The 16,681-nt window shown below is 41.1% G+C and carries 12 protein-coding genes; 9 read left to right on the forward strand and 3 right to left on the reverse strand.

Annotation, left to right across the window (positions count from 1 at the left end; translation table 11 throughout):
• Positions 1 to 129 precede the first annotated feature (129 nt).
• On the reverse strand, positions 130 to 939 hold the full coding sequence (locus CXM95_RS04210) for a MurR/RpiR family transcriptional regulator (RefSeq protein ID WP_086299179.1): 810 nt from the start codon (positions 937 to 939) through the stop codon (positions 130 to 132).
• A 107-nt stretch (positions 940 to 1,046) separates the two neighbouring features.
• On the opposite strand from CXM95_RS04210, the gene CXM95_RS04215 reads away from it, so the two are divergent.
• The 5 genes from CXM95_RS04215 to CXM95_RS04235 all read left to right on the forward strand — a co-directional run bounded on the left by CXM95_RS04215 (position 1,047) and on the right by CXM95_RS04235 (position 7,209).
• Positions 1,047 to 2,918, forward strand: a complete 1,872-nt coding sequence (locus CXM95_RS04215; protein WP_086299180.1) for a beta-glucoside-specific PTS transporter subunit IIABC — start codon at positions 1,047 to 1,049, stop codon at positions 2,916 to 2,918.
• Entirely contained in the window at positions 2,915 to 4,357 is a 1,443-nt protein-coding gene (locus CXM95_RS04220) for a glycoside hydrolase family 1 protein (protein ID WP_005237340.1), read from the forward strand. Before CXM95_RS04215 ends, CXM95_RS04220 begins: the two co-directional genes overlap by 4 nt.
• Position 4,358: 1 nt before the next feature.
• Positions 4,359 to 5,819, forward strand: a complete 1,461-nt coding sequence (locus CXM95_RS04225; protein WP_086299181.1) for a glycoside hydrolase family 1 protein — start codon at positions 4,359 to 4,361, stop codon at positions 5,817 to 5,819.
• 247 nt (positions 5,820 to 6,066) lie between these two features.
• Positions 6,067 to 6,267, forward strand: coding sequence for a cold-shock protein (locus CXM95_RS04230; protein WP_005225331.1), 201 nt, complete (start codon positions 6,067 to 6,069; stop codon positions 6,265 to 6,267).
• 588 nt (positions 6,268 to 6,855) lie between these two features.
• Complete coding sequence (locus CXM95_RS04235) at positions 6,856 to 7,209, forward strand: nuclear transport factor 2 family protein (RefSeq protein WP_005237337.1); 354 nt, start codon at positions 6,856 to 6,858, stop codon at positions 7,207 to 7,209.
• A 449-nt stretch (positions 7,210 to 7,658) separates the two neighbouring features.
• Here the strand turns inward: CXM95_RS04235 and CXM95_RS04240 are convergent, their stop codons facing one another.
• Complete coding sequence (locus tag CXM95_RS04240) at positions 7,659 to 9,059, reverse strand: metallophosphoesterase (protein WP_086299182.1); 1,401 nt, start codon at positions 9,057 to 9,059, stop codon at positions 7,659 to 7,661.
• Between the two features lie 392 nt (positions 9,060 to 9,451).
• Between CXM95_RS04240 and CXM95_RS04245 the strand changes: the two genes are divergently transcribed.
• Complete coding sequence (locus CXM95_RS04245) at positions 9,452 to 10,834, forward strand: CHAP domain-containing protein (RefSeq protein WP_042890032.1); 1,383 nt, start codon at positions 9,452 to 9,454, stop codon at positions 10,832 to 10,834.
• Between the two features lie 163 nt (positions 10,835 to 10,997).
• Here the strand turns inward: CXM95_RS04245 and CXM95_RS04250 are convergent, their stop codons facing one another.
• Positions 10,998 to 13,136, reverse strand: a complete 2,139-nt coding sequence (locus CXM95_RS04250; protein WP_086299183.1) for a HelD family protein — start codon at positions 13,134 to 13,136, stop codon at positions 10,998 to 11,000.
• 263 nt (positions 13,137 to 13,399) lie between these two features.
• Between CXM95_RS04250 and CXM95_RS04255 the strand changes: the two genes are divergently transcribed.
• The 3 genes from CXM95_RS04255 to CXM95_RS04265 all read left to right on the forward strand — a co-directional run bounded on the left by CXM95_RS04255 (position 13,400) and on the right by CXM95_RS04265 (position 16,640).
• A complete protein-coding gene (locus CXM95_RS04255; RefSeq protein WP_086299184.1) occupies positions 13,400 to 14,437 on the forward strand; it encodes an NADH:flavin oxidoreductase/NADH oxidase in 1,038 nt (345 codons plus the stop codon).
• A 320-nt stretch (positions 14,438 to 14,757) separates the two neighbouring features.
• The gene (locus tag CXM95_RS04260; protein WP_225869358.1) at positions 14,758 to 15,240 is read left to right on the forward strand and encodes a PTS sugar transporter subunit IIA; all 483 of its coding nucleotides are present in this window, start codon (positions 14,758 to 14,760) and stop codon (positions 15,238 to 15,240) included.
• Positions 15,237 to 16,640, forward strand: a complete 1,404-nt coding sequence (locus CXM95_RS04265; protein ID WP_008377289.1) for a PTS fructose transporter subunit IIC — start codon at positions 15,237 to 15,239, stop codon at positions 16,638 to 16,640. Before CXM95_RS04260 ends, CXM95_RS04265 begins: the two co-directional genes overlap by 4 nt.
• Positions 16,641 to 16,681 lie beyond the last annotated feature (41 nt).

The raw sequence follows: 16,681 nt of genomic DNA on the forward strand, positions 1-16,681 counted from the left end.
CTAGGATTAAAAAAATTTCAAAGAAACTAGGAATAAATGCGTGACGCTTACGAATGAATGAGACATCTCATTCACAAAGAACCCTCCATTATGGAAGAAATGCCCTTCTTCTATAATGGAGGGTCATTACTACATTCGCTTTCGATCAGTCAACTGCTTGAACTTCGATACGATCAAATCCATGATGAACTGATACATAAAGGCATGGGTTTGGAAATGGGTTTGATGAGGGAAGATGATGGCTTCTTGGACAAAGGGAAGTTCCGAGATCTGTGGGTTGGCGGTGATCACAATGACTTTGGCTTTGGTTCGATCAAAGAAATCTTTTCGAGGCGTTCCATTTCGAATTTGTTGCTTGGTCAGGTAGTCACCGGAATTGGTAAAAATAATAAAAAGCGATTCTTCATCGGCAGATTTGATGATTTCTTCTTGTACGAGATCGTCTTGGAAGGTCCGAATGAACTTGCCGTTGTAAGCTAGTTTGATCTGGAAATCAATAGCAGCCGATTCTGAGAATAATATTCCAAAAGCAAAGACATTTTTATGCGAAACAATTGCTTGTGCGATCCGTTCGATGGCTGGCAGATCAAGATGATGCCGCAGATAATCGATGTCTTGTATCACTGCGTCAAAATAGGAGTCTACGCCTTCTTGCTCCAAAGCAGACAAAATATTCGAGCGATAATTTAGCGGATTGTTGAAGCGGTTCTCGATGAAAGCTGCGTTGTCTTTTAAATCACCATAGTCATCAAAGCCTAAGGTACGGGCGAATTTTGAAACGGTTGACTTTGACACATGGCAAAGAGCGGCGAATTCACCAATACTTAGAGTTTGGATCTGATCGTAATAGTTGATCATGGTCAAACCGATATAGTAGTTGGTGGAATCAGTGGGTGCATTATTTAAAAGATTCAATAAACGAATGATTAAGAGGCCCATTTTCTTTCCTTTCTTGTAAGCAGTTTCCAAATTGCGAACTTTCGCAGGTGAGAGAAAAAAATCTGCTATAGTAACGCCATAAAGCGCTTTATAAATCAAACACGGGAGTGAGTCATTTGGCAAAAGATTATTCAAAACTTGCTAGTGAAATTATAGCACAGGTCGGTGGGGAACAAAATATCGTTAGCCTGTATCATTGCATCACTAGATTGCGTTTTAAGTTGAAAGATGTCGAGTTGGCACGAAAAAATAAGAACAAAATTCAGCAGCTTGATGGGGTATTGTCAGTCATTGAAGGAAATGGCCAGTTTCAAGTCGTGATCGGGAATCATGTGGCAGATGTTTTTCAAACGATCATGAGCAAGTATTCGATCCAAAACGCTTTGGAAAGTGATGGAGATGCCGAAGAATCAACAGAAAAACAAGGCAATGTATTTATCCGATTCTTCAATGTATTGTCTGCGATCTTTAATCCAATCATTGTTGCGCTTGCAGGGGCAGGGATGTTGAAAGCTTTACTAGTTGTTTTTACGACCTATCATTTGATGGACGCAGAAGGAAGCACCTATAAAATATTAGCTGCTGCTGGCAATAGTGTCTTTTATTTCTTGCCTTTATTTTTAGCGATCAGTGCAGCGCGGATTTTCAAAGTCAATATGTTTATTGCTTTAGCAATCGTTGGGGCGTTGCTGGAGCCGAATTTTACAGCAATGGTGACGGAAAACGGTGTGACGGTTGATTTCTTTGGCATCCCAGCTGTGCTGATGGGGTATTCGGGTACCGTGATTCCAGCGATCGTTTCGATCTATATCTACTCGCACTTGGAACGCCTACTCAAACGGATCATTCCTAAGAGTATCGAGATTTTTGCTCTATCGCTAGTGGCTCTTTTGATCATGGTGCCTCTGACTGTTTTGATCATTGGACCGGTCGGTGTAATGCTTGGGGACGGTTTAGGCAATGCCATGAACTTTATCAGCGATAAGAGTGGGCTGTTGGCTGGCTTGTTGATCGGTGGCGGTTGGACATTCTTAGTAATGATCGGGATCCATTGGGGAGTTGTACCGATCATGGTCAATAACCTAGCGGTATATGGCTATGATACGCTGCGCCCGATGATCGCAGCAGCAACATTTGCGAGTGCTGGGGTTGCTTTAGGTGTATTTTTACGCTCTCGCAGAAAAGAAACCAAAGGCCTGGCGCTATCTTCCTTGCTTCCAGCATTGCTTGGAGGAATTACAGAACCCATCGTCTATGGACTTTCGGTAAAATTTAAAAAGCCGTTGATTGCTCAAACCATCGTTGGTGCCATTGCTGGTGCGTTTATGGGCATGATGCAAACCAAGGCCATCGTCTATGTTTTTCCAGCATTGACGACATTGCCAGCTTTCTTTGGGGACACCTTTGTGTACTATTTGATCGGCATTGCCTTTGCGTTCTTCGGTACTGCTATTTTGACCTATGTATTAGGATTTGAAGAAACGCTAGAACCTGTTTTAGAAGAAGGTGCAGGGCTGCAAGTGATGACACCAGTTGCTGGTGAAGCGATCACGCTTGATGATGTCAAAGATGAAGTATTTTCTTCTCGAGCAATGGGAGATGGATTAGCCGTTTATCCATCAGCCGGCGATATTTATGCGCCACTTACTGGTACGGTTGTGACAGTGTTTCCAACTGGACATGCTTTTGGGATCCAATCAGCTGCTGGGACGGAAGTGTTGGTTCATATCGGCTTAGACACGGTTGATTTAGCAAAAGGCGTGTTTGAGATTTCGGTGAAACAAGGGGATCAAGTCGTGAAGGGGCAAAAAATTGGCACCTTTGACTTAGCAAAAATTATTGAAAAAGGATATGATCCGACAACCATGTTGGTCTTTACCAGTGTGATCAAAGAAGATGCATTGACAGTTGTGGATCAAGCGAAAAAAGACGTTACCGCATTGGTAGCAAATGATTTATTAAAAGGAGCGATTTCATGAGTGTATTTCCAAAAAATTTCCTATGGGGCGGCGCAATCGCCGCAAATCAAGCCGAAGGAGCTTATTTGGAAGGAGGAAAAGGATTAAGCGTAGCAGATATTTTACCAGTTGGTGAAAAACGTATTGAGCAAGTTTCACTGCAGCTTGAAGAGGAAAACTTTTATCCGAGCCATGAAGCCATCGACTTTTATCATCGGTACCCAGAAGACATTGAACTGTTTGCGGAAATGGGCTTGAAGTGTTTGCGTACCTCAATTGCTTGGAGTCGCATTTTTCCGAATGGGGATGAGACGGAACCGAATGAAGCAGGTTTACAATTTTATGATGATTTATTTGATGCCTTGAATGAAAAAGGGATCCAACCAGTTGTTACGTTAGCTCACTTTGAGACACCACTGCATTTGGTAACGAAATATGGTGGTTGGCAAAATCGTGCACTGATCGATTTTTTTGATCGGTATACAAAAGTGGTTTTTGCACGCTATAAAGGGAAAGTGAAATATTGGATGACTTTCAATGAAATCAACCATACCCATACGATCCCTTTACTCGCAGCAGGTATCGATGTGTTTTCTTTCGAGACTGAAGAAGAAAAATTACAGGCACTTTATCAAGCGAGTCATAATATGTTTGTTGCAAGTGCCAAAGCAGTTCTGAATGGGAAGGCAGTAGATGAAAACAATCAGATTGGCTGTATGCTGTCACTGAGTCCGATTTATCCTGCAACGTGCAACCCGCAAGATGTTTTTGAATCGTATCAACTGCGCCGTCGTTCTTTGTTTTATAGTGATGTGCAATTGCGAGGGGCGTATCCTGAATACTTCGACCGCATCGTGAAGGATAATCATCTGTTGCTGGACATTACAGAAGAAGATCTAGCGATCATTAAAGCGGGGACCTGCGATTATTTAGGCTTTAGTTTTTACCGCAGCTCATTGCATGAAGCGGGCATGAAAATTTTAGGTAATACTGGCGGATTATTGGGGAAAAAGAATCCTTACCTAAAAGAAACTGCTTGGGGATGGCCGATCGATCCGTTGGCATTACGCTATGTTTGCAGCGAATTGACTGATCGCTATCAAAAACCATTATTTATCGTTGAAAACGGAATTGGTTTAAAGGATGTTGTCAATGAAGATGGATCGATCGTCGATGAAGAACGGATGGCTTATTTGAAAGATCATGTAAAGGCAATGGCGGAATCGATCAAAGATGGCGCAACGATTCTAGGCTATACATGGTGGGGACCGATCGATATCGTTTCTGCGGGGACAGGAGAGATGGAAAAACGATACGGCTTTATCTATGTCGATAAGCAAAATGATGGTAGCGGAGATCTTTCCCGCAAGAAAAAAGCTAGTTTTGCGTATTATCAGCAAGTGATCGCCACGAATGGGGAAGCGTTGGCGTACGAATCATTTTTGAAAGGCGGCAAGTAAAATGAAAAGTTATTTTCCAAAAGATTTCCTCTGGGGGGGAGCAACAGCTGCCAACCAAGTTGAAGGAGGCTCTGGGATCGATGGAAAAGGCTTGTCGGTTTCTGATGTCTATCTGTTCGATTCCTCAATGCCGAAAGAACGTTGGACTGACCAATGGCATATGATGACTCATCAGCAAGTTGCAGAAGCACAGGATCCTAACAGCACGAAATACTATCCGAAAAGACAGGGCATCGATTTTTATCATCATTTTAAAGAAGATATTCGTTTATTTGGTGAGATGGGCTTCAAAGCCTATCGGATGTCAATTGCCTGGACACGGATCTTTCCAAAGGGGGATGAGGTAGAACCAAACGAAGCTGGATTGGCATTTTACGATGCAGTCTTTGATGAGTGTTTGAAGTATGGGATCGAACCAGTAGTATCACTATCCCATTATGAAATGCCATTGTATTTAGTGACTGAGTATGGAGGATGGCCGAATCGGCAAGTGATCGACTTTTATGTCCGTTTTGCCAAGACGGTGATTGAGCGATACCAAAAGAAAGTCAAATACTGGGTGACTTTTAATGAAATCAACTGTGTCAAACACCATCCATATGTTAGTGTCGGGATCATTGAAGAAGGCCATCCTAATATTGAACAAGAAAAGTACCAAGGGGCGCACCATCAATTTGTCGCCAGCGCAATCGTGACTGACTATTGCCATCGATTGATTCCCGATGCCAAGGTCGGCTGTATGATCAGCTATCAATTATTAACGCCGTACAGCTGTGATCCAGATGATGTCCAAAAAACAGTCGAAAGTCAACGAACCTCACTCTTTTTCAGTGATGTGCAGGCAAGAGGCTATTATCCAGCATATGCCAAACGCATGTTTGAAGAAAAAGGAGTGGAATTGGTGATCGAACCAGGAGACTTAGAAGTCATCCGGGAAAACCCTGTGGATTTTGTTTCCTTTAGTTACTATATGTCCAGTGCAGTCAGCGCGCATCCAGAACGATTGGAAAGTGCTGTCGGGAATTTGATTACTGGTGGGATAAAAAACCCCTATTTGCCAAGCAGTAAATGGGGCTGGCAGATCGATCCCAAAGGGTTGCGAACAGCATTGAATCAACTCTATGACCGCTACCAAAAACCTTTGTTTATTGCCGAAAACGGTTTGGGAGCAGAGGATGTCGTAAACGAAGATGGCACCATCGATGATTTTTATCGAATCGACTATCTGCGTCAGCATATTGAACAAATCAATGAAGCGTTACATGATGGCGCCGAGGTCTTTGGCTATACGGCATGGGGCTGCATCGATATCATCAGTGCTTCGACCTCACAAATGTCGAAACGCTATGGTTTTATCTACGTCGACCAAGACGATGAAGGCAATGGCACAAAGAAACGCATCAAGAAAGCATCTTTTGATTGGTACAAAAAAGTAATTGCTTCAAACGGCGCAACTCTTTGATTTTTGATTCTTCCAGATAAAGCAATTCCTAGGCTTAATCATAAGGTTTCTTAACAATTTAGCTTTTTATCAAGAAAAAAGCCCAAATTTATTTGCTATTTTATTTTAACCGTGCTATGATGAATAGGTAAAGTTCTGATATGTTAATACTTGTTTATCTTTTCTATTGATACACACTTCAATTACACATCATTTTCTATTACAAACAAATAAACACAGTCGATGTGTAATATGGAGGTATACGTTTATGAATAACGGTACAGTAAAATGGTTTAATGCAGATAAAGGTTTTGGATTTATTACAGGTGAAGACGGCAATGATGTATTTGCTCACTTCTCAGCTATCCAAGGCGACGGCTTCAAAACTTTAGAAGAAGGTCAAGCAGTGACTTTCGACGTTGAAGAAGGCCAACGTGGCTTACAAGCAACAAACATCGTTAAAGGTTAATTGACGTTAACAAGCGAGAATCCATTGGGTTCTCGCTTTTTTTTTGTTTTATTTTATGTAAATATTGAAATTGATAAGGTTTCCAGGATCTGTTACAAGAGAATAGTTGCAGGCTTTGAGGGCCTGACATGGTAAACAGTACATCTTTGCTTTCGATAGTCAACTAACCCTAAGCGTTGCGTTTTACTTATCCATGATTTCTCATTCGATGATAAGCGTATAAAAAGAGGAAAACAGAAAGAGAGGCTATATACCGTATTCAATAAATAAATGCTTTTCACAGTAAATGAAAAAGTGATTGAACAGGTTTAGTAGCATCGCTACCAATAAAATCAATGATCGCTAGTGATTCAAATGGCATGTCTCATTTGAATAGAATAAAGAAACAGGTACAGTGGAAAATGCCACGATTCAATGTATGGTCCCCCGTACTTATACAAGAGTAATCGATGTGAAAGATCGATAATTCTTATTCGTTTCATCGATATTGTCTTGAATGAATTGTAAAAGTAGAATATATTGATACAAATTAGCTGCTTTTTTATTGCGATTGGAACAAAGATGATTACATTTCGAGGGGGAATCTATATGAAGCCAAAAGAAATACTTTGCCAATGGGTTGATGCGTTTAATCAAGCAGATGTAGAATGTATTTCAGAATTATATGATGACAATGCAATAAACCATCAGGTTGCCAATGAGCCAGTTATTGGGAAAGAAGCGATAAAGCAGATGTTTGAGCAAGATTTTTCTAACGCAAAAATGGTTTGTATCGTTGAGAACATTTTCGAAGATGGACAATGGGCAATTTTAGAGTGGCGTGACCCATTAGGTTTGAGAGGCTGCGGTTTTTTTCAAATAGTAAATGATAAAATTTTATTTCAAAGAGGCTACTGGGATAAATTATCTTTTTTAAAACAGCACGACTTGCCTATTGAATAAAAGGAATTCCCGTATAGGAATGGTTAGCAGATATGCATGACAGGAAGGTTAATCGCTTCACGTAAAATTCTTAAAGGGCAACACTGTATGAAAACAAAGCTTTTTGTTTAAGTAATGTTTAAGAATAAGTACGTTTTCTTCCATTTGCACTCTGTCTCGTGGTAAAGTTATTAATAAGCGACAAATATTTTTGTACCACACGTTACTTGTTTTGAAGAAATTTATTCAAACCTGGCGTAACTTCAGAGTTACAAGGATACAATAGAGGTTAGGGATTGTATCGTTTAAATGAGAAATAAATAATAGTAGTAATAGTATGCTGCACTTTCAAAGAATAAATATTGACTCGTCAGATAGCCTTCTCGTTTACCCAAACGAGAGGGCTATCGTTCATTAGAAAAGAAAAAGTGTCTTTTTCCTAAAAGAAAGGAAGAAGACACTTTTTGGCTTTATTCTGCTGTGAGGGGGATCGTCAGCTTGCGATCATCGGTTTGATCGTCGAGCATTGAATCGACATATTGCTTCAAAAAGTAAGAATAGGTCGCTAACCACTGATACTCCTCGGAGTCTTTGATGGCAGCTATTTCCTCGACTGAGTAAGTATCATTGCCAGTAAAAAGGGCCGTGTTCAGCTTCGTGACAAACGTGCAAAGTTGTGTGATCTGGGCTTCTGACAGTTCAGACACGGCGGACAATTGGTCGCGGACCAGTTGGTCGGTGTCATTTTCAAAAATACTTTTCTGGTAGTTTTGATAGTCCAGTAACTGTTCATCAGTTTGCTTCGTTTCAGCCGCCCAAGCATGTAGATCAATTTGACGAGCTTCATAGTCGATTTCCTTGTCAGAAAGAGAAAGGACGCCGTAGCCTAATTCTGCTGTTGAATAAGACCCAGTGACTGCTTCATAAAGCGAATCATTCCCTTCGTTAATGTCTTGAATGTGGATATGACCAGAGAAAACGGCTGGCACGTTGAAGCGTTCCAACAAAGCGACAGTCTCAGAGGCGTTGTTGAGAACATAACCGTCTTGTAAGAGTTCATTATGACCAAACAAGTTATGGTGTAAAAAGACCAGTGGTACTTGCTCTGCTTCTTTTGTCAGGGTTAATTGCTCCTCCAACCAGGTTAGAGTAGCTGGTTTCAACTCACCATTCGTTGTAGGATCATCCCAATTAACCTCAGAATCGTAGATACATGAATCTAGTAAAAAGAGGCGATACTTGTCATTTAACTGAATGCTGTAGCTAAGGGAAGACTTGTCGATACTGTTGGCTTTTTCGTAACCTTCAGCAAAAATCGTTTGAAAATCCTCAGGACTGATTTGATCGGCATAGTATTCCTTTTCACCTTGAAATGCTCGCGCCCAACCATTGTAAATCTCGTGGTTGCCAGGTAATGCTAAAACCATAATGCCAGCTTCTTGCAATGGTTCAAGCAATCTTGCCAACTCTTGAGCACTTGCTTTCTCGCCATTGAGCGTCATATCACCGGTCAAAATAATTCCCGTTGGTTTCTCCTTTAAGGCTTGAGCGGTGAAGGCCTCGATTGATTGTTCTTGATACATCATCTCTTTGCCAGCAGCTCCTTGCGTGAAGGTCTGAAAGGCTTCGCCATTATCATGAAGCGTGGAGGAAAGAAAATGAATATCACTTAAGAGCCAAAACTCACTGTTGCTTGCCTGTTGCAAAGGTGTATCGGCTTCATGCACCTTACGAAATTGAAAGAATAACAGGAAACAGGTGACAAAAAGTGTAAGAAGTGCCAATGGCCAAAACCATTTTTTGTGTGTACGAATCGCGATTCCCTCCTCGCTTGTTTTATTTATTATAGGAAGGAAAAGGAATCTTGTCACATAAAGGGTCTTTTTTTGAAAGATTTCTTGTTTTCATAGTTTTTCTTGTTAAGATAATTCCGAAAAAACTATAAGTGCTCTTATTTGGGTGCTTTTATGTGATAAAAATAACTAAAATAGAAAGAACATCATTTTTTGAAAATGAAAAGAAAACGCGGTGTTTTATTCAGAAACATTGATTTAACGGTCTTTAATTGTTCTGTTATTTATCGCTGAGATAAAGGCAATGTTAGATTGAAATATTTTTGTAACATTTCCTTTATCTGTGTGTCATATCATTATGGTAGAATTCATTTGTCGTTAAATCGAACATTAAACTTTCTTAGACAAAATTAAGTTTTTATAAAGGCAGTTCATCTGTCAAATCAACCAGCTAGTCGGAGGAAAAACGAGTGAAGAATAGTTTGTTATCAGCATTAATGGTGTGTTCACTAACATTAACCGCAGTTGCAGCACCTGCATTAGCATTTGCAGATTCCATTGATGATCAAATCGAGCAGCAAGACCAAAAAATCAATTCTCTTAAAGGTCAGCAAGCTGACGCCCAATCACAGATCGATTCTCTAGAAGCAGAAATTGAAACAGTGAGTGCAAAAGTTGCTTCATTAGAAGCAAAACAAGTTGAGTTAGGTCAAGAAGCTGAGAAATTGCAAGACAAAATCGCAACATTGAAATTGCGTATTGCCAAACGTGAAGAAGCAATTCAAAAGCAAGCCCGTGATGTACAAGTTAACGGTCAAAGCACCAATTTCATTGATGCTGTTTTAGAAGCAGATTCTTTAACGGATGTTATCGGTCGCGTACAAGCGATGACAACGATCGTCAATGCAAACAATGATTTAGTTGAACAACAAAAACAAGACAAACAAGATGTTGAAGACAAAGTCAAAGAAAACGAAAGCAAGATCCAAGAAGTTGCTGCAAACCAAGCAGAACTTAGCCAACAAAAAGATGCCATTGCAGCAAAACAAGCTGATTTAAATGTCTTGAAAGCAAACTTAGCAGCAGAACAAGCAACTGCTGAAAAAGACAAAGATGCATTGAACAAGAAAAAACAAGAAGCGGAAGCTGAAAAAGCCCGTATCTTGAAAGAACAACAAGAAGCTGCTGCTGCTCAAAAAGCAGAAGAAGAAAGACAAGCTGCTGCTTTGAAAGAAGCACAAGAAGAAGCTGCTGCCCAATCAACAGAGAGCACGACAGAAAATACAGTTGCTTCTACTGAAACAGCAACAAGTAGTTCTTCAAGCAACACAAGCTCAAGTTCAAGCAATACTAGCAGTTCTAACAGCTCAAGTTCATCGAACACAAGCTCTTCGAACACTGGTTCAAGCAATTCAAGTTCAAGTAACTCAGGTTCAAACTCTTCATCAAACAATGATTCTACCGGAAGTACTTCTACAGGCGGCGGAAAAGATCATTCAAGCTCAGGGAACATGTATGCTTGGGGTCAATGTACTTGGTACGTGAAAAACCGTGCTCCTTGGGTAGGTACTTACTGGGGTAACGGGGCCCAATGGGGTGCGTCAGCTGCAGCTGATGGGTACACTGTCAATGGTACACCAGCAGCCGGTGCTGTTGTAGTCTTTGCCGCTGGTCAATCAGTTGGTGGCGTTTGGACTGCTGATCCAACTTATGGTCACGTAGCCTATGTTGAATCATACAACCCATCAAACAATACGATCACGATCTCTCAAGGCGGAATGGGCTTTGACAGTCCTGGTGGACCAAACACTGCAACATTGAGCGCATCTGGATATACTTACATCCATCGCTAATCAAATCAAAAGCAAAGCATCAACGCAATCGCGTTGATGCTTTTTTATTTGATCGATCGCTTTCTAAATCGGTCAGACAAGAGAATTACCCAGAGAGACAAGACAGGGTTCTCTCAAATCTTATCAAGATTCTATAGAAAATAGGAGGTTTCTCGTTCTACTATCAAATAGTGAGAAACGGTGAAAAGGTCGTTTTTGAAGTTACCATCAGTTCTTCCATTGCACGAGAAATCGCCGTATAGAGAATCCGCTGATCTTGATCGGTATGATAATTTTCTGCTGAAACATCATATAAAAGAACCTGCTTAAATTCCAATCCTTTGGCAAGATGAATCGGTAAAACCGTTCCATGAAATGACACGGCCTGTTTATCGAAGAATTGTTTAAGCTCTTCACTGGATCGACTATCTTTTGTGATGATCGTTACTGGCTGCTTAAGTTCCTTTACTATGTCTACCAAGGCAACGTCAGTCAGATTGGCATAAAACTGTGGCAACTTTCCTGCTGGTCGAACGGCAGAGATGTTTAAATTGGTTTCTTTTGGTAGCATTTGAGCAAATAACCGTGTGATTACACCGCTAGACCGATAACTCGTAGTCAGCTGATACGTTTCGAGGGATTTCGCCTGTTGTTGAAATATCGTTTGGATTTCTGATACGGTGATGGCACTTGTAAAAATCGCCTGTTGCTGATCCCCCACGAGGGTGAAAGCGGTCATAGGAAAAAGACATAATAGAAACTGCAGTTGTGCTGGCGTATAATCTTGGACTTCGTCGATAAAGAGATAGCGCAAAGCAGGGACAGGTTGTTTTTCGGCCACCAAATGACGTATCAGCAATAGACAAACAGTATAATCCAAACTATCTGTTGTTTGCGTCAAAGTGATCTGTCCATGAGTAAAATAGTCGGCACTGTCTGCTAACAATTGTTTCGTATCAAACCACGTAAGGTCATTGATTTGTTTCGTAACTTTTGCATATTTTTTCTTTAGGAGGCGAAGGGCTGCTTTCTGAATCGTTTTTTCTGAATCATCTTTTAAAACTGTCCCTAAAAGGGATCGTTGTTCATCTTCAGTCAAAGAACGAACTTGGTCGTGAACATTCGCTGCTAAGGCATTTTTTTGCAATCGTTCCTCCCAAGCGTAAGCCAATTTCTTTTTGACAGCTTGGATGCGATCGCGCAAGGGTGCCTGTTTCGGTGTTTCTTGGAAGAAAGTGTCGATCGTTTCTTCAGAAAAAAGGACGACGTTTTTTCTTTTGATTGGTTTAAACTGAAGCACAAGTTCTTCTGGCAGCTGTTTGCTCAAGGATTGAAGAAAGCGGCTGAAGTCAGCACTGCGTAAAAGTTCGATTGCTTCACTGGGTGCTTGCTGGATGCGGTCAAAATAAGCCTCTTCCGATTCTAAGTCAACGCTAGGAAATGCTTGGCAAAACTGCCGCATGGTCAACGTCAATGGATTTTTTTCGCCGAGGGAAGGCAGCACTTGCGAAATATAATCAATAAACCGCGAATTCGGGGAGAGGATCAAGACATTCTCTGCGGTCATCTCTTCACGAAAATGGTACAGCAAAAAGGCGATCCGCTGCATGACAGCAGAAGTTTTTCCGCTTCCAGCAACACCGTTGACCAGTAGGTTTTTATGCGCTAAGTCACGGATGATGACGTTTTGTTCGTGTTGGATCGAAGCAGTGATATCCTGCATTTTTTGGCTATTATTGGCTTCAAGGGCTGCCAGTAACACTTCATCTTGAATCGCCACTGAGGTATCAAAGGCTTGCTTCAATTGATCTTTTTCGATAATAAATTGACGGCGTTGTTCAAGAACGGCAGAAATCGTCTGATTGTTCACTTGATAAGAGACCGGACCCAGGCGTTTGGCATAGAACAATTCGGCAATTGGGGAGCGCCAATCATAGATCAGCCCTTCCTTATTTTCATTAACAAAACCATTGATCCCAATGTAAAAATCTTCTATCGTTTCCTCATCTTCAAATTGTAGGGAGATTTTACCAAAGTAGGGACTATCCAGAAGACGGTCGATGGCAGCTAATTCACGTTCAGCAGATTGAAGAGCGGCGTTCATTTGGTCTATCTCACGATTCTTACTTTCGATGGCAGCAAAAGTATCTAAACGGTCAGCAAAATTATCAAAGTTTAAGCGAATTTCTTCGCCGATGCTTTGCATCGCAAGGCGATCTTTTTTTCTGCCTTCAGTCAAGAAACTGTTCAGCACTGTCTTTCGTGTCAGCAATTGCTGGTACGTGTCTGCGAGATGCTTCTTTTCAGCCTTTAGGTTGTTCATTCAGACTCACATCCATTCTCCAAAGTAACTCAATTATACGGGCATCCACCAAAAATACTAGTCTATTTTTTTGACTCTGGATGCGGTATAATAATAGTGGGAAGAGGCAGCTGATTGTTCCAATGTCATGGGAGCAAGCAGAATGCGTCTATTTTTTTGTTTTAAAAATGAGAAAAAGGGTCATTGCTTGTGTTTTTGAAGGGGCTGTTTATACTGAATATAGAGAAAAATACAAAGCGAAAAATCGTTGAGGGAGTGTCAACATGTCCAAACTATTGTCACCAGTGAAGCTAGCGAATTTAACATTGGCCAACCGCGTCGTTATGTCGCCGATGTGTATGTATGAAGTAAAAAAAGAAGACGGTGTTGCGGAGCCCTTTCATTTTGTTCACTATGGGGCACGAGCATTAAGCAAAGCCGGATTGATCATTATCGAAGCAACTGCCGTTGAACCAGACGGACGAATCACAAACAATGATCTAGGGTTATGGAATGAAGAACAGCAAACAGAACTGACGAAATTGGTGGAACTGCTGCATGGTTTCAATGCGCAAGTAGGCATCCAACTAAGCCATGCAGGACGAAAAGCAGTTGATGCCACCAATCCTTTGGCACCAAGTGCCGTTGCCTTTAACGAACGCTACCCGTTACCGTCAGAAATGACCCTGGCGGAGATCAAACGGGTGCAAGACAGTTTTGTTCAGGCTGCCCAACGAGCAGCTAATGCGGGTGTCGCGATGATCGAACTTCATGGGGCTCATGGCTACTTGATGGATCAATTTCTTTCGCCATTCGTCAATCAACGCACCGACCAGTATGGTGGTTCCTTAGAGAATCGGTATCGCTTTGTAAAAGAAACGGTACAAGCAGTTCGGGCGGTCTTTTCTGGGGCATTGTGGATGCGCTTGTCACTGACAGACTATGAAGAACCAGGACGCCAAAATTCGTTGGAAGATTGGCAGCAAGTAGCCCAATGGCTTCAAGCAGATGGCATTGATTGTCTTGATTGCTCAACCGGTGGTGTGGTGGATAAAAAGCCTAATATTCCGATCTATGATGGCTACCAAGTGCCCTTTGCTGCAGCCATCAAGCAAGTGGTCGATATTCCCGTAGCAGCAGTCGGTTTATTGGATAATCCTGATCTTTGTGAATATCTTTTGCAAACCAATCAAGTGGATTTGGTTTTACAAGGCCGCGCATTGATCAGAAATGCCAACTGGTTGGCAGATGCAGCGGCTAAACTTCACGATAAGTCCTTTCAAGCGTACAATGATTCCTATCAACGTGGGGTGAAACGTTGATATATGTTTTATTACATGAGAGTTGATTCGAAAGAATGACTTGTAAGTGTAGAGATCGGGAATGGAAGAAAAGTAGAGATTTACTTACGGTTCTTCTTTTAAAAATTTTTTTAGTATAGGTTAGGAATTAATCGAAATAAGAGAACAATGGACGATGATTTGTCGTTCTTTGTTCTTTTTTTTGACTTTTATAGATCATTTTTATGAACGTATTCCACTTTTTTTCGTCTATTTGCATTAAATAGCTCATAGCATTGAACTGTTTAGTTCACGATGGTATAGTTTAGGCAAGTTTTCGAAAACGATTACAAAAAATGGAGGTGTTGAAATTGGATATCGGTCAACTGATTGATGAACGATTCATTTTATTTGATGAGCAAATTCGGACAAAAGAAGAATTGTTTACTCAAGCATCTGTTTTATTCGAGTCCTCAGGAGTTATCAGTAATATAAAGAAGTACAAAAAAGATTTATTTCGTCGCGAGAAACAAACCTCTACTGGGATTGAAGATCATTTTGGTATTCCTCATGCAAAAAGTAAGGCAGTACTAAGGCCCGCAATCGCCTTCGTAAAGTCGAGTCCAATTACTGATTATCAAGCAATTGACGGAACGGCTGTCACCTATTCTTTTGTCATCGCAGTACCTGAAAAGAGTACTGACGATCATTTAATCATCTTAAGCAATCTCGCACGATTGTTGATGCACGAAGGATTTCGAAATGCAGTAAAGAAGGCAAAAGACGCCTCAGATATTATTAATAATATTCAATCAAATCAATCAGAAAAGAGGGAACCTGTATGAAAATTGTCGGTATTTCTGCTTGTCCGACTGGAATTGCGCATACGTATATGGCTGCTGAAAAACTGGAAAAAACGGCAAAATCATTGGGATATACAATCAAAATCGAGACACAAGGAGTAAAAGTCGAAAACATTTTGAGTACAGAAGAAATTCAACAGGCAGAGGTTGTCATTTTAGCGGTTGACAAAGAAGTACAGACCGACCGATTTGCTGGAAAAAAAGTTAAAAGAGTGTCAACCGCAAGAGCAATCAGAGAACCAGAAAAAGTGATCCAAGAGGCAATTGATGGGTTAGAAGTGACCACGATTGCCCAAGGCGAGCATGTTTCAAACGAATCCGGAAAGAAAGCTGGCATTTATAATCATTTCATGAATGGCGTTAATTACATGTTGCCTTTGGTTATTGCTGGTGGAATTTTAATTGCGTTTAGTTTTGCTTTTGGGATCAATGCAGCTGATCCTAGCGATCCATCATACAATCAAATTGCCGAAGTTTTAAGCACGATTGGTGGGAATACGGCTTTTGCATTGATGGTTCCTGCACTTGCAGCAGGAATTGCCACTTCCGTTGCCGGTAGACCGGGCTTTGCCGCTGGTTTGGTTGCGGGAACGATGGCGGCAAGTGGAGGATCTGGTTTTTTAGGTGGGATGGTTGGTGGTTTACTCGCTGGGTATGCTACGGATTATTTAGCGAATAAAGTAACAGTAGCAAAATCATTTGCGGCACTCTATCAGTTGATTATTGTTCCTTTGATCTCAGTTGCTGTGACTGGCTTTGCCATGTTTTATTTCATTGATAAACCAATCTCTTATGTATTGGATGCTTTGACGAATTGGCTTAATGGACTTGGTTCTACGAGTGGTGTGGTATTCGGCTTACTGATAGGCATTATGATGGCAGCTGATATGGGCGGTCCCATCAATAAATCGATTTCAACCTTTAGTATTGGTTTGATGTCGGCAGGAGTTAATGCACCAATTGCGGCTTGTATGGCTGCCGGGATGACACCTCCTCTAGGCATTGCCTTGGCTTCTATCTTGTTTAAGCAAAAATTTACTCAAGAAGAACGAACTTCTGCTCAGTCTTGCTGGGTTTTGGGATTATCTTATATTACTGAAGGTGCGATTCCATTTGCTGTCGCTGACCCATTACGAGTAATACCTAGTTTGATGGCAGGTTCAGCAACCGCTGCTGCAATATCAATGGGTGTCGGCGTAACTTCATTAGCTCCACATGGTGGTATCTGGATCTTACCGATTCCCAATGTATTGAACAATCCGTTGATGTATGTCGTGGCAATCGTTTCTGGAACGGTGGTTACAGCATTGATGTTAGGGTTTTTGAAAAAATCTAGAACTGAAATGGAACGCCAACCAACCGATGAAGGAAAACTGATTTAGAAACTATTTATAAGTTGAAGAGAAACGAATCAAAAGAAAAG

It is taken from the genome of Enterococcus sp. CR-Ec1 (assembly GCF_002850555.1).
Classification (GTDB): Bacteria; Bacillota; Bacilli; order Lactobacillales; family Enterococcaceae; genus Enterococcus_D; species Enterococcus_D entomosocium.